This is a genomic window from Ochrobactrum sp. BTU1 (genome assembly GCA_018798825.1).
In the GTDB taxonomy this organism is placed as follows: Bacteria; Pseudomonadota; Alphaproteobacteria; order Rhizobiales; family Rhizobiaceae; genus Brucella.
Genome location: CP076354.1, coordinates 547,924 through 561,224 on the forward strand (window position 1 = coordinate 547,924; position 13,301 = coordinate 561,224).

Sequence of the window (13,301 nt, forward strand, 5' to 3'; positions counted from 1 at the left end):
TTACGGTGCTTTGTCTTTTTTGATTGGCAGACAACGACTTGATCGCATAAGCACGAAGATAGTTTCTGCAAGCCTGTGGAAAACCACAGACATTGCGGACCGTTACCTGCGCAAGGGAGGCCGGCATGGCGAAGTGGGTGTACGCATTCGGTGATGGTAAGGCAGAGGGCGCTGCGAGTGATCGCAACCTTCTCGGCGGTAAAGGCGCGAACCTGGCTGAAATGAGCAGCCTTGGTCTGCCAGTGCCGCCCGGTTTTACGATCACGACGGAAGTGTGCACTTCCTATTACGACCATGAGCGGTCCTATCCCGACGAACTTGATCAGCAGGTGCAGACAGCACTTGATCAGGTGGCTGAGCGGACTGGACGCGTGTTCGGTGGTGCGGAAAAGCCGTTGCTTGTGTCGGTGCGATCGGGTGCGCGTGCATCCATGCCGGGCATGATGGATACGGTTCTGAACCTCGGTCTCAATGATGAGACAGTGCAGGCAATTGCGCGTGAGGCTGGCGACGAGCGTTTCGCCTATGACAGCTATCGCCGATTCATCCAGATGTATTCGGATGTCGTGCTGGGTGTCGACCATGGCTTCTTTGAAGAAATCCTCGAAGATAAGAAGGCCGATCTCGGCGTTGAAGTCGATACGGCTCTCAGTGCGGACGACTGGAAAGATGTGATCGGGCTCTACAAGGCGAAGGTCGAGGAAGAGCTCGGCGAGCCTTTTCCGCAAGACCCGCGCGAACAGCTTTGGGGAGCAATCAGTGCCGTTTTCTCCAGCTGGATGAACGCCCGCGCCATCACCTATCGTCGTCTGCATAACATCCCGGCCCAATGGGGTACGGCGGTGAATGTGCAGGCCATGGTGTTCGGCAATATGGGCGAAACGTCTGCGACCGGCGTTGCCTTCACCCGCAATCCATCGACCGGCGAAAAGAAGCTCTATGGCGAGTTTCTGGTCAATGCGCAGGGTGAAGATGTCGTTGCAGGCATTCGCACACCACAGAACATCACCGAAGAAGCGCGTATTGCTGCAGGCTCTGATAAGCCTTCGCTTGAAAAGGTCATGCCGGAAGCCTTTGCCGACTTTCTGAAAGTGGCAGATCGACTTGAACAGCATTACCGCGATATGCAGGATCTGGAATTCACCATCGAGCGCGGCAAGCTCTGGATGCTGCAAACCCGCTCCGGCAAGCGCACGGCAAAAGCAGCACTAAAAATGGCTGTTGAAATGGCCGCAGAAGGGCTGATTACTGAAGAAGAAGCCGTGCTGCGCATTGATCCGGCCGCACTCGACCAGCTTCTGCATCCGACCATCGATCCGCGAGCCGAGCGCATTGTTATAGGCCAAGGCTTACCTGCTTCTCCCGGCGCTGCGACAGGCGAAATCGTGTTCTCGTCTGAAGATGCAGAACAAGCAAAGGCCGAAGGCCGCAATGTCATTCTAGTGCGTGTTGAGACGAGCCCGGAAGACATTCACGGTATGCACGCGGCTGAGGGCATTCTGACCACGCGCGGCGGCATGACCAGTCACGCGGCAGTGGTTGCACGCGGCATGGGCAAGCCCTGCGTGTCGGGTGCAGGTTCTCTCCGTGTTGATTATCGCAACGGTACCATGCTGGCTGCTGGCCAGACTTTCAAAAAAGGCGATGTAATCACCGTTGATGGCGGCAACGGGCAAGTGCTGAAAGGCAAGGTTGCCATGCTGCAGCCCGAACTGTCGGGTGATTTCGGCAAACTCATGGAGTGGGCAGACAAGACCCGCCGCATGAAGGTGCGCGCCAATGCCGAAACGCCTGCCGATGCCCGTACTGCACGCTCGTTCGGGGCAGAAGGCATCGGTCTCTGCCGCACCGAGCATATGTTCTTTGAAGGCGAACGCATTATCGCGATGCGCGAGATGATCCTTGCCGACAAGGAGGATGGTCGCCGTGCGGCTCTAGCAAAGCTTCTGCCGATGCAACGCTCGGATTTTGTCGAGCTGTTCGAGATCATGAAGGGCTTGCCTGTCACAATCCGTTTACTCGATCCGCCTTTGCACGAATTCCTGCCACGCACCGATGAAGAAGTAGCAGAAGTGGCAAGCGCCATGGGCGTCGACGCCGATAGACTGCGCGAACGTGCCGATAGTCTTCATGAGTTCAATCCGATGCTCGGCCATCGCGGTTGCCGTCTGGCAGTATCCTATCCGGAAATCGCTGAAATGCAGGCGCGCGCGATCTTTGAAGCCGCCATTGAAGCAGGCAAGAAGACCGGTGAGCATGTCGTGCCGGAAGTCATGGTGCCGCTGGTCGGCCTCAAGGCAGAACTTGATTTTGTCAAAGCGCGCATCGATGCGGTGGCAAAAGAAGTGATCGGCGAGTCCGGTGTCCAGATCGACTATATGGTCGGCACGATGATCGAATTGCCGCGTGCCGCTCTTCGGGCCGCTGAAATTGCTGAAACGGCAGAGTTCTTCTCTTTTGGCACGAACGACCTCACGCAGACCACTTTCGGTATTTCGCGTGATGATGCAGCGCCATTCCTTTCGACCTATCAGAGCCGTGGTGTAATCGAACAGGACCCGTTCGTTTCATTGGATTTTGATGGCGTGGGAGAGCTGATCCAGATCGCAGCCGAGCGTGGACGCAAAACCCGCGACAAGCTCAAACTGGGTATTTGTGGCGAGCATGGCGGCGATCCGGCATCGATCAGCTTCTGCGAGCAAACAGGTCTTGATTACGTGTCCTGCTCGCCATTCCGAGTGCCGATTGCCCGACTGGCGGCAGCCCAAGCTGCAGCCCGCAATGGTAAAGCGTCCTGAAACGTGTGAAACGGTTTTAGGGTAATATGTGCCTGAAACGGAAATTTAGAGCGGTGATCTCAATCAATCGGATCGCTGCTCTAAATCATTGCCATAATTCGGCTTTGGTTCAGGCGCTGTAAACAGTAAATTTCAAAGCCAGAACTTTAATTAATCGGGGCAGCTATGTTTCGTCAGTTGTTAGCGGCGGGGGCCGCGCTTGTTTGCTTGAGCTCTGTGGCCAGCGCCTATGACGCGCTACCGCAGCCAGAGAAGCACGAGAAAATCAGCATTGTTGAACCGCAATTGCGCATCGCCAAAGGTGGTCCTGCTTCGCCACAGGTCGCGCTGACGCTTGATGCCTGCATGGGCAAAACGGATCACCGTATTCTCGATGTGCTGGTAGAAAACCGCATTCCGGCGACAATTTTTGTCACCGCGCGCTGGTTGAAACAGAATGCCGAAGCTTTCGCGGTGATGAAGGCCCATCCTGATCTTTTCGATATCGAGAACCACGGCAATTTGCATGTACCAGCCATTACCAATGCGCCGACCATGTATAATATCAAAACGGCAGGTTCGCTTGATGCGGTCCGCTCCGAAATCGATGGTGGCGCTGATGCGATCGCTAAATCCGGCGCATCAAAGCCGCAATGGTATCGGGATGCCACGGCCCGTTATTCGACTGACGCTATTAAACTTGCGCAGAGCATGGGCTATGAGATCGGCGGCTACTCGCTCAATGGCGATCAGGGCGCATCCCTCCTTGCACCTGTCGTGGCCCGCCGTATTTCAGCGGCGCGCGATGGCGATGTCATCATTTCCCATATCAACCAGCCGGCACGTTCGGCAGGTGAAGGTGTTGCCAAAGGCATTCTTGCGCTTCAGGCAAAAGGCATGAAATTCGTGAAGCTACGCGATGTTCGGACGACGATGACGCTCAATCCGGTGCCAGCACACAATCTTCATGCAATAGCACCAGCTGCAGCTGTGAAGCCGCAGGCCGAGAAATAGTGCTTTAGAGAGCATCCCGAAAAGTGCGAAGCGATCTTTGTGCGCCCAGGAGGGCGCACGGCGCTCTAGGTTCCGTTGGTTGACTTACCATTCGGTGTCAGGCTTTTCATGACAGCGGCATAATTGCGGCCAAGGCTTTCAAACAGCGCATTGTTGCCGGTTGGCGGAGCGACTGAAAGTGTTGTGCCATCGTGTCCAAGCGTAACGAAGACGACCTGATCTTGCGGCTGTCCGGGAATGGCAATTGCACCGATACGTTGTGCCTCGGTGGTGTCCAGCGCTGGCATATTGAAAAGTACTTCGCCGCCCACACGCTCCGCTGCCTTGGCAAGAGCCGTGTCAAATCCTTCGATGAGAACGTCTATGGCACCGAGCGCAAATTCAAGCTCGACTGCTTCCAGCGTCATGACATCCTGCTCCGCTTCAGCGGTGCTGGATGTGGCTGGCATTTGGCCATTATGAAGGGTTCGATCCATGTCGTCCTCTCCGACGAATCCGAAAAAAGCCCCCATATACGCGATCATGCCCTTCGTTAGAAGTTGCTGCAATAGCTTTTATATTGATTTCACTCTATTTTTCCCGCTGTTTTTTCATAGCTGGTTAAATTGCCAGCGAGTGTTGAGCGTTTTTCTTTTGCGCCAGTGCAGTCTCTGTTATGCATGATTGCGCTCTAAAGGCAGTTGGGACCCCGCATGAGAAAACTTCGCTATCAGCGCCGACAGTCGCGCTCCGCAATTTGGGCATTGCGGTTTGGCGTTTTTGCGGCTGTCCTGTCAGCGCTTGGTCTTATTCTGCACAGGTTCGGTAAAATCGAGACACCCGATTTTGTTCTGGTTGCAGCTGCAGGCGGGATATTCGCGATTTTAGCACTGCTTTGTGCCGCAAAGGGGCTACGCAATCTATGGGTGAATGGTGACAAAGGCGGTGCGCGTTCGTTCTGGGCCAGCTTTCTGGCATGTGCTGTTCTGCTGCCCCTCTGTTTCATTGCCTCGCTCTGGTATGGCTCGCCTCCGCTCTATGATCTGACGACCGACTTTGAGACGCCGCCGCAGTTTCCTTCGACCATGCCTGCACGCTTAACGCGTATGAATTCGCTGTCTGTTGAGGTCCAGAGCGATATGCTGAGGCAGATGTCCGCCTATCCTGATGTGATGGGGCGCCGCTATGAAGCTGCACCCGACCGGGTGGCGCAAGGCGTGGAAAACACCTTGAAAGCATTTGGCTGGAAACAAATCAGCCGTGACACGCCGCTGCCAGCGCAGAATGCGACACGCTTTGCAGCAACTGCGCACAGCACCATTCTTGGTTTGAAAAGCGATGTGGTCATCCGCCTGCTTGATGAAGGTGAGACGACTTATGTCGATATGCGATCCGTTTCGCGTTACGGCAATCGGGATATGGGCCTGAATGCTGCCTTTATCACCGAGTTTCTGTCTGCGCTTGAGGGCGAAGTGAACAAGGCTCCTGCTGACGTGGAGTGATCACCGCGGCTGGTAAATGCCGTTAAGCGATGGGTTGCCATCCGTAATGACTTCACCGCGCCCGACAAGATCTTCAAGGTGGGCGAGAACTGAGAGAGCTGCAGCACCATGCAGGCGCGGGTCTGTATCGCGGTAGATAGTCTTGACCATGTCGGGAATGGTGCGGTCGCCTTGCACGATCCGCTCCAATATCGCACGCTCCCGCATTTTCCGATGTGCGCGTAAACCACGCACAAATGCAGCTGGCTTGGTGACGGCTCCACCATGACCGGGCAGATAGATGCGATCATCGCGCTCCAGCAGCTTTTCAAGCGAAGTCATGTAATCGCTCATCGATCCATCGGGCGGTGCGACGATGGATGTGGCCCATGCCATCACATGATCGGCTGAAAAAAGAATGCCGGTGCCTTCAAGGCCAAAAGCCATATGATTGGCGGCGTGTCCGGGTGTGTGTATGCCGCGAAGGCTCCAGCCATCGCCATCGATTTTCGCACCATCGGCGAGGGCCAGATCGGGCGCAAAATCAATATCGGCGCTCGCCTCCAGCATATTGATCTCGCCGCTGTAATAGGGGCGGGCAGGGCGATGCGGACCTTCGGCGACAACGAGCGCGCCGGTCTGTTCCTTCAATCGCTTTGCGAGAGGCGAGTGGTCGCGATGCGTGTGGCTCACAAAGATATGACTGACAGGGCGACCGGCAATTGCTGCAAGCAGCGCCTGATAATGCGCTTCATCTTCCGGTCCAGGATCGATAACCGCCAGTGTATCGGTGCCTACAATGTAACTATTGGTGCCATGAAAGGTAAAAGCGCTGGGATTATTCGCGGTCAGCCGCAGCAGGCCTTTATTCAGGGCAACCGGAGTCCCATATTCAGGGGCAAAGCTGCCGTCAAAATCAAGCGCCATGGACTAACCCGTTCTTCTTTGGTTTTATTGATTAAGCGGCTTAGGACGAATATAGTCCGGTTTCAAATGATAATCTGGTGGAACGGTACTCACAGCGCCCATATTGGGTCGATATAAGGAGTGCGATGAACATGCGTCAGAGAAACAAATCAAGGGTTGCCGTTGCTTCTCTTCCTGTCGGCTACTTGCAAACCAGGCAATTGGCTCGTGCTTTCCGGTTTGTTTTGCTCGCGCTTATCGGTACCGCTGTTCTTACCATTTCCGCCAATATCAAAGTCGATCTTCTCTACGTTAACGTGACAATGCAGACCGCAGCGCTGTTTGCAATCTCTGCGTTTTATGGCTCGCGTCTGGCGGTTGCCACGGTTGCCCTCTATTTGCTTGAAGGCGCACTCGGCTTGCCGGTTTTCACCGGAACGCCGGAAAAGGGGCTTGGCCTCGCTTACATGGTTGGTCCGACAGGGGGCTATCTGCTGTCCTATCTCATTGCGGCCTGGATGGTCGGTCGCGCTGCCGATAAGGGGCTGGCGCGCAAACCGCTTTTTCTCGGCGGTGTCATGCTTGCTGCAGAGGTTGTCATCCTTGTGATGGGAGCAGGTTGGATGGCCTATTTGTTCGGTTTAGAAAAAGGTTTAGCATTCGGCTTTGGCGTGTTCATCATTGGTGATCTCGTCAAGCTCGCACTTGCTGCTTGTGGGGTTCCCGCAATCATGTCGCTTCTCAAGCGATAAACAGCACAAGTCTTTGATAATTTAGACAGGCCGGGCGACGATCCCGGCCTTTTTCATGTGTTTGTTGAAACTGCTTCGCGATTGACAATTTGCTGGCGGCAAAGCTTTGTTAGGTGTCATAAAATCAGGTTTGTGGGGAGGACAGTGTGAAATTTGAAGTGCTTGAAGTTGAGCCGCTGACAAAGGCGGCTTTTGCGCCATTTGGGGATGTAATCGAGATTGAAGGCGCCGAACGTCGCCTTATCAACAATGGCACGACGGAGCGCTTCCACGATCTGGCCCATGTTGAAGCAGCAGGCACCGACGCCCGCGTCCTCATCAATATTTTTAGAGGCCAGTCCTTCACAGCGCCTGTCGATGTCGTCATGCTGGAGCGGCATCCGTTCGGCTCGCAGGCTTTTGTGCCGCTGAATGGCAGGCCGTTTCTTGTTGTTGTTGCAGAAGATGCGGATGGCAAACCCGGAAAACCGAGAGCGTTTCTGGCGCAAGGTGATCAGGGCGTCAATTACTGGCGCAATGTCTGGCATCATCCGCTTGTGTCGCTGGAGCAGACATCGGATTTTCTTATTGTTGACCGGGCCGGAAGTGAGAATAATCTGGAGGAATATTTCCTGCCGGATGTCACTTATCGCATCGAGACAATCCCGGCTCTCGAAACGCAAATCTGAGGTGAACCATGGGCAAGCTATCAACACATGTTCTCGACACTGCACATGGTAGTCCAGCCGCAGCAATGCGGATTGAACTCTATCGGCTTGGCGCTTTAGGCAAAACCGAACTGATCAAGCGTACCGTAACCAATCTCGATGGTCGCACCGACGAACCATTGCTCAGCGGAAGTGAAATGCAGGAAGGCACCTATGAGCTTCAGTTTCACGTTGCTGAATATTTCGAAGGGCGCAGCGCCGATGTCGCCAATCCGCCGTTCCTTGATTTGATCCCGATCCGTTTTGCGATTGCAGATGAAGACGGCAATTATCATGTGCCGTTGCTGGTCAGCCCCTGGTCCTACTCGACCTATCGCGGCAGTTGACTTATCCCCACCAGCATAAGTGCGGTTAAGCTCCTCGCATTATCACAGCGAGGAGCTATTTATGGACCAGACACCCAATCTCAAACTTCCCTATATCATGCCCAGTCAGGCGCAGAAGCACGTCACACACAATGAGGCTTTGCGCTTTCTCGATGCAGTTGTGCATCTGAGTGTAAAATCCCGAACCCAAACGGGCGCTCCGGAAACACCTGCCGCAGGTGATCGTTATATCGTTGCTGCACCTGCTACCGGCCAATGGGCTGGAAAAGAGGGCAAGGTTGCCTTCTTTATCGATGGGGGATGGTCATTCGCGACCATCGCAAAAGGCTGGCTGGCCTACGTCGAAGAAGAGACCAAGCTATTTGTTTACAATGGCACAGAATGGCAGGTGACAGGCTCGGTGCCGGATAGTCTTTCGTTGTCCATGCTGGGCGTTCAGGCGACGGCTGATGCGATCAACCGTTTCGCCATTTCTTCAGAAGCGAGCCTCTTCAACAATGCCGGTGCCGGGCATCAGTTGAAAATCAACAAGCAGACCGCAACCAATACGGCCAGCCTTCTGTTTCAGTCGGGCTGGACCGGATATGCTGAAATGGGCCTGAATGGGGACAATAATTTCAGCATAAAAGTCGGCGACGATAGCGGAAACTGGCGAGAGGCCATGAAGGTCGATCGAGCAACCGGCAATGTGGCCGTTGGTCAGATTTGGCCGGAAACACGGCTGCATGTCGATGGCCCGATACGCCCGGCCGCCTATGCGGTTGCCGCTTTGCCATCGCCGTCCCAGCACGGGGCTGGCGCAATGGCTTTTGTGAGTAACGCCAGCGGCGGCGCGCAAATGGCCTATTCGGACGGATCGGTCTGGCGAAGCGTGCGCACGGGCGCTGTTATTGTCTGATACGCTTTTGATGGAATGCAGCGGTGTTGCAGCATTCTCAATGATTGTATGTTCTCGCCAATTCAGATGACAACGACCTTTTTTGCCTGTGACGATAGATGTTCGTGAATAACCAGCGTGCCGCCTTCCGATTGTAACGGCAGCGGGGCTTTGGCTTCTCGTGCTTCCTTCGGCGTAATACCGAAGCGCCCTTTGAAAGCCTTCGTCAGTTGTGTGCTGTCATTAAAACCGCAGCGATAGGCGATTTCTTTAAGTGAAACAGGCTTGCCTTTTTGTTCGATCAGAATCCGGTAAGCCATATCGAGCCTCTTGTCGCGAATGACCTTTGCCACGCCGCCGTCCGGTTCAAATGCGCGATAAATATGTGAGCGCGACATGCGGAAATATTGTTGTATCGAATGGGGATCAAGAAGCGGGTTCGTTATGTTCTTGTCGATATAGGCAAGAATGCGATTGCGTATCGGCAGGTTGATTGTTGCACTCTCAGCAGCGCCTGTGTCCGCCCTCTTAATACATGCAGCAAGTAGCGCCATCATTGCATCTTTGGCGGCGATGGCCTCCACGGCGGAGAGTTCCTGAACCACATCATTGAGCCCGCGCAGAAACTCGAAGAGGAGCTGGGTTGTCGCAGCTTCCGTTTTGAACACCATGCCATGAAGATTTCGCCATCCGATAAGCTTCTCCAGCTCTTGCCGTGGCATGATAACCGTCAGACGTGCGCCCGCTTCTGCATGACTGGTTATGACCTGTGACATGTCGAGGATGAAAATGTCACCGGGTTTCGCAGCAACAGAGGCTCCGTTGAAATCTCCACTCAGGGTGCCGGAAAGTAGGGCTTGAAGAACATAGTGATCGAGACCAGTCTGAGCGATCAGGTTCTTTGTGCGCTCATAATGCTGGGTGTTAAAGGTGGTGGAACCAACCAGCATGTTGCCGAATGGATAAGAGCGCAAAGTACCGATAAAGCCTTCTTCGTTTTCTTCATCGAGGGCAGATACTTCGTAAAATAGCTTGATAGCGTCGCGCCAAAAGTCGTCGCGCGCTTCGGCATCGACCATATCTGTCGATAAAAACAGCTCTTTTGTCATTCCAACCCCATTGTGGGAGGTAATTATTATTTCCCGCAAAAGGTTATTGCGACAAAAGCAATCAATTAGACGTTAAAATTCAATATAATAAGAAAGATGTGATCAATCTTTTGGGAAGTCGAAGTTTACTGGTCGCTTTTATGGCGTAAATATTGTGCTTGACCATAAATGACAAAGCCCCAATCAATATTAGTAGTTGCTAATATTGATTGGGGCTTTGTGTTGTTTGCTAGGTGGGATTAGTAGGGGCTGTCAACCTTGCCCATTTCCACATAGACAGTCTTGATCTGGCTGTAATGTGTCAGTGCGGCAATGCCGTTTTCGCGGCCAATGCCGGACTGTTTGTAGCCGCCAAATGGCACTTCAACAGGAGTCAGATTATAGGCGTTAATCCAGCAGGTTCCTGCCTTGATCTGTCCGATTACGCGATGGCCGCGGGCGATGTCGGCGGTGAATACACCGGCAGCCAGACCGAACTCGGTATCGTTGGCGCGCGCAATCACTTCATCCTCGTCCGAGAATTCGAGAATGCTCATGACCGGGCCGAAGATTTCCTCGCGGGCAATCGTCATGTCGTCAGTCACATCGGTAAAGACGGTTGGCTCGATGAAGTAGCCTTTGTCGAAACCCTGCAGCTTTGGAACGCCGCCGCCGCATACAAGCTTCGCGCCTTCTTGCTTGCCCTTTTCAATAAAGGACAAAACCTTGTCGCGCTGCGCGCTGTTGACGAGTGGTCCCATCTGGGTGGCTTCATCCAGAGGATCACCAATGCGGATTTTGCGGGTGCGTTCAACCAGACGCTCGACAAATGTTTCGCGAACATCCTTATGAACGAAAACGCGCGTGCCGTTGGAGCAGACCTGACCGGTCGAATAGAAGTTGCCGAGCATCGCACCGCCAATAGCGCTGTCGAGATCTGCATCATCAAATACGATGATCGGAGATTTGCCACCAAGTTCCATCGTGACATGCTTCAGATGCTCACCAGCCTGCGACATGATCCGCTTGCCGGTTGGAACTGAACCGGTGAGCGAAACCTTGGCTGTCATGCGGTGATTGACGAGTGCCGCACCAACATCGCCAAAGCCTTGTACAACATTGAACAGACCGTCAGGAAGGCCGGCTTCCTTATAGGCTTCTGCCAGAGCGAGTACTGAAAGAGGCGTATTTTCAGACGGCTTGAAAATGAAAGCGTTGCCCATGGCCAGTGCTGGCGCAGATTTCCATGCTGCGATCTGGATCGGATAATTCCACGCACCGATGCCGACACAGATGCCTAGCGCTTCGCGGCGCGTGTAAGCAAACGATCCGCCAAGCTCTACGAACTCACCATTAAAGCCGGAAATAATGCCGCCGAAAAACTCAAGCGCATCTGCAGCCGATGCTGCATCCGCCACCAGTGTCTCCTGCAATGCCTTGCCGGTATCAAGCGTTTCGAGCTTGGAGAGCTTCTTGTTTTTCTCGCGTAGGATTTCCGCCGTGCGGCGCAGAATGCGGCCACGTTCCACCGGCTTGAGTGCTGCCCATTCGCCTTGCGCTTTCAACGCGGCAGCATAGGCGCTCTCGATCACATCCGGTGTTGCTGAATAAAGCTTTGCGATTTCTTCGCCTGTCGCCGGATAGATGACGGGAAGCGGCTTGCCAGCTTTGTCTTCCACGAATGCGCCGCCGATGAAATGCGAGGCTTTAGGTTGGGCTTTCATTTTATTCTCCTCGAGTTTCATTAGCGATCAGATACTTCCCAGCGCGGGTTGATCCACGGTTCCTGATTGGATCGCGCCAGCGGAGTGCGTCCCAGAATATGATCCGATGCCTTTTCGCCAGTCATGATCGACGGGCCGTTGAGGTTGCCGTTGGTGATGCGCGGGAAGATGGATGAATCCGCAACCCGCAACCCCTCAACGCCAATAACCCGGCATTCTGGATCAACCACTGCCATTGGATCGTCAACTGATCCCATTTTGCAAGTTCCGCAAGGGTGGAATGCACTTTCCACATGCTCGCGAATGAAATTGTCGATCTCGTCATCAGACTGCACATTCGCGCCGGGCTGGATTTCCGCGCCGCGATAAGGGGCAAATGCGTCCTGTCCGAAAACTTCGCGTGTCAGTCGCACGCAATGACGGAAATCGGCCCAATCATCCTCATGCGACATATAGTTGAACTTTATGACAGGCTTTTCGCGCGGATTAGCCGAGCGCAAGGTAACACTGCCGCGCGACTTGGAGCGCATCGGTCCGACATGCGCCTGAAAGCCGTGCGATTCTGCAGCCGCTTTGCCGTCATAGCGGATCGCGACCGGCAGGAAGTGGTATTGGATATCCGGATATTCCACGCCCGCTTTAGAACGCACGAAGGCTGCGGATTCGAAATGGTTTGTCGCGCCGTCGCCGGTTTTGAAGAACAGCCATTCCGCGCCAATCTTGGCTTTGGAAAACAGGTTGAGCTTGGAATAGAGCGTGATCGGCTGCGTGCATTCCTGCTGGATATAGACTTCCAGATGATCCTGCAGATTTTGCCCAACGCCGGGACGATCAGCCACGACCTCAATGCCGTGCTCTTTAAGCTGCGCAGCAGGTCCAATGCCTGAAAGCATCAACAGCTTTGGCGAATTGATGGAGGATGCAGCGATGATGACTTCGCGGCGTGCGCGGATAGTCGAGAAAGTACGGCCCGCTTCGATTTCAACCCCGACCGCGCGCTTTCCTTCCATCACGATTTTTCGTGCTAAGCCTTTGACGAGCTTCACATTGGGGCGCTTGAGGGCAGGCTTCAGATAGGCATTGGCCGCAGACCAGCGACGTCCATTATGGATCGTCTGCTCCATCGGGCCAAAGCCTTCCTGCTTCTCGCCATTATAATCGTCAGTGACTTCAAAGCCCGCTTGTTGGCCGGCATCGACGAAGGCCTTGAACAGCGGGTTATCGCGACGACCGCGCTGAACATGCAGCGGACCATCGGTGCCGCGCCAGCCTTCCTGTCCGCCGTGGGAATTTTCCATCCGCTTGAAGTAGGGCAATACATCGGCATAGGACCAGCCGCGCGCGCCACTTTCCGACCAGTGATCGTAATCGCGTGCGTGCCCGCGCACATAGACCATGCCATTGATGGATGATGATCCGCCGACCACCTTGCCGCGTGGCGTGACGAGACTGCGCCCGCCGATATGCGGCTCAGGTTCGGTGGAAAAGCCCCAGTCATAGGTTTCCATATTCATGGGGAAGGAAAGGGCGGCTGGCATCTGGATCAGCGGGCCGATGTCTGGGCCGCCAAATTCAATGACAATAACCGAGTGCCTGCCATCTTCCGACAGCCGGTAGGCCATAGCCGAACCGGCAGAGCCGGAGCCAATAATAACGAAATCCGCTTCCAT

Annotated in this window: 12 protein-coding genes; 7 read left to right on the top strand and 5 right to left on the bottom strand. The window is 54.4% G+C overall.

Annotated features, from left to right (window positions below; genetic code table 11):
- Positions 1 to 125: 125 nt before the first annotated feature.
- Complete coding sequence (gene ppdK, locus KMS41_02595) at positions 126 to 2,798, top strand: pyruvate, phosphate dikinase (protein QWK78155.1); 2,673 nt, start codon at positions 126 to 128, stop codon at positions 2,796 to 2,798.
- Positions 2,799 to 2,963: 165 nt separating this feature from the next.
- Entirely contained in the window at positions 2,964 to 3,791 is an 828-nt protein-coding gene (locus tag KMS41_02600; protein ID QWK78156.1) for a polysaccharide deacetylase family protein, read from the top strand.
- Positions 3,792 to 3,856: 65 nt separating this feature from the next.
- Here KMS41_02600 and KMS41_02605 read toward each other — a convergent pair whose 3' ends face one another.
- Entirely contained in the window at positions 3,857 to 4,267 is a 411-nt protein-coding gene (locus KMS41_02605; protein ID QWK78157.1) for a hypothetical protein, read from the bottom strand.
- 216 nt (positions 4,268 to 4,483) lie between these two features.
- On the opposite strand from KMS41_02605, the gene KMS41_02610 reads away from it, so the two are divergent.
- Positions 4,484 to 5,272, top strand: a complete 789-nt coding sequence (locus KMS41_02610; GenBank protein QWK78158.1) for a DUF1499 domain-containing protein — start codon at positions 4,484 to 4,486, stop codon at positions 5,270 to 5,272.
- Here KMS41_02610 and KMS41_02615 read toward each other — a convergent pair whose 3' ends face one another.
- Positions 5,273 to 6,178, bottom strand: coding sequence for an MBL fold metallo-hydrolase (locus tag KMS41_02615; protein QWK78159.1), 906 nt, complete (start codon positions 6,176 to 6,178; stop codon positions 5,273 to 5,275).
- A 131-nt stretch (positions 6,179 to 6,309) separates the two neighbouring features.
- On the opposite strand from KMS41_02615, the gene KMS41_02620 reads away from it, so the two are divergent.
- From KMS41_02620 to KMS41_02635, 4 genes are all read left to right on the top strand, one after another.
- Positions 6,310 to 6,909, top strand: coding sequence for a biotin transporter BioY (locus tag KMS41_02620; protein ID QWK78160.1), 600 nt, complete (start codon positions 6,310 to 6,312; stop codon positions 6,907 to 6,909).
- Positions 6,910 to 7,055: 146 nt separating this feature from the next.
- Positions 7,056 to 7,577 carry an ureidoglycolate lyase gene (locus tag KMS41_02625; protein QWK78161.1) on the top strand — a complete coding sequence of 174 codons (522 nt, stop codon included), beginning with the start codon at positions 7,056 to 7,058 and terminating at the stop codon, positions 7,575 to 7,577.
- A gap of 8 nt (positions 7,578 to 7,585) precedes the next feature.
- Positions 7,586 to 7,942, top strand: coding sequence for a hydroxyisourate hydrolase (gene uraH, locus KMS41_02630; GenBank protein QWK78162.1), 357 nt, complete (start codon positions 7,586 to 7,588; stop codon positions 7,940 to 7,942).
- Between the two features lie 61 nt (positions 7,943 to 8,003).
- Complete coding sequence (locus KMS41_02635) at positions 8,004 to 8,840, top strand: DUF2793 domain-containing protein (GenBank protein QWK78163.1); 837 nt, start codon at positions 8,004 to 8,006, stop codon at positions 8,838 to 8,840.
- Between the two features lie 62 nt (positions 8,841 to 8,902).
- Here KMS41_02635 and KMS41_02640 read toward each other — a convergent pair whose 3' ends face one another.
- The 3 genes from KMS41_02640 to betA form a co-directional block, all read right to left on the bottom strand.
- A complete protein-coding gene (locus KMS41_02640; protein QWK78164.1) occupies positions 8,903 to 9,928 on the bottom strand; it encodes a helix-turn-helix domain-containing protein in 1,026 nt (341 codons plus the stop codon).
- Positions 9,929 to 10,167: 239 nt separating this feature from the next.
- On the bottom strand, positions 10,168 to 11,631 hold the full coding sequence (betB, locus tag KMS41_02645) for a betaine-aldehyde dehydrogenase (protein ID QWK78165.1): 1,464 nt from the start codon (positions 11,629 to 11,631) through the stop codon (positions 10,168 to 10,170).
- A 20-nt stretch (positions 11,632 to 11,651) separates the two neighbouring features.
- Complete coding sequence (betA, locus tag KMS41_02650) at positions 11,652 to 13,301, bottom strand: choline dehydrogenase (protein QWK78166.1); 1,650 nt, start codon at positions 13,299 to 13,301, stop codon at positions 11,652 to 11,654.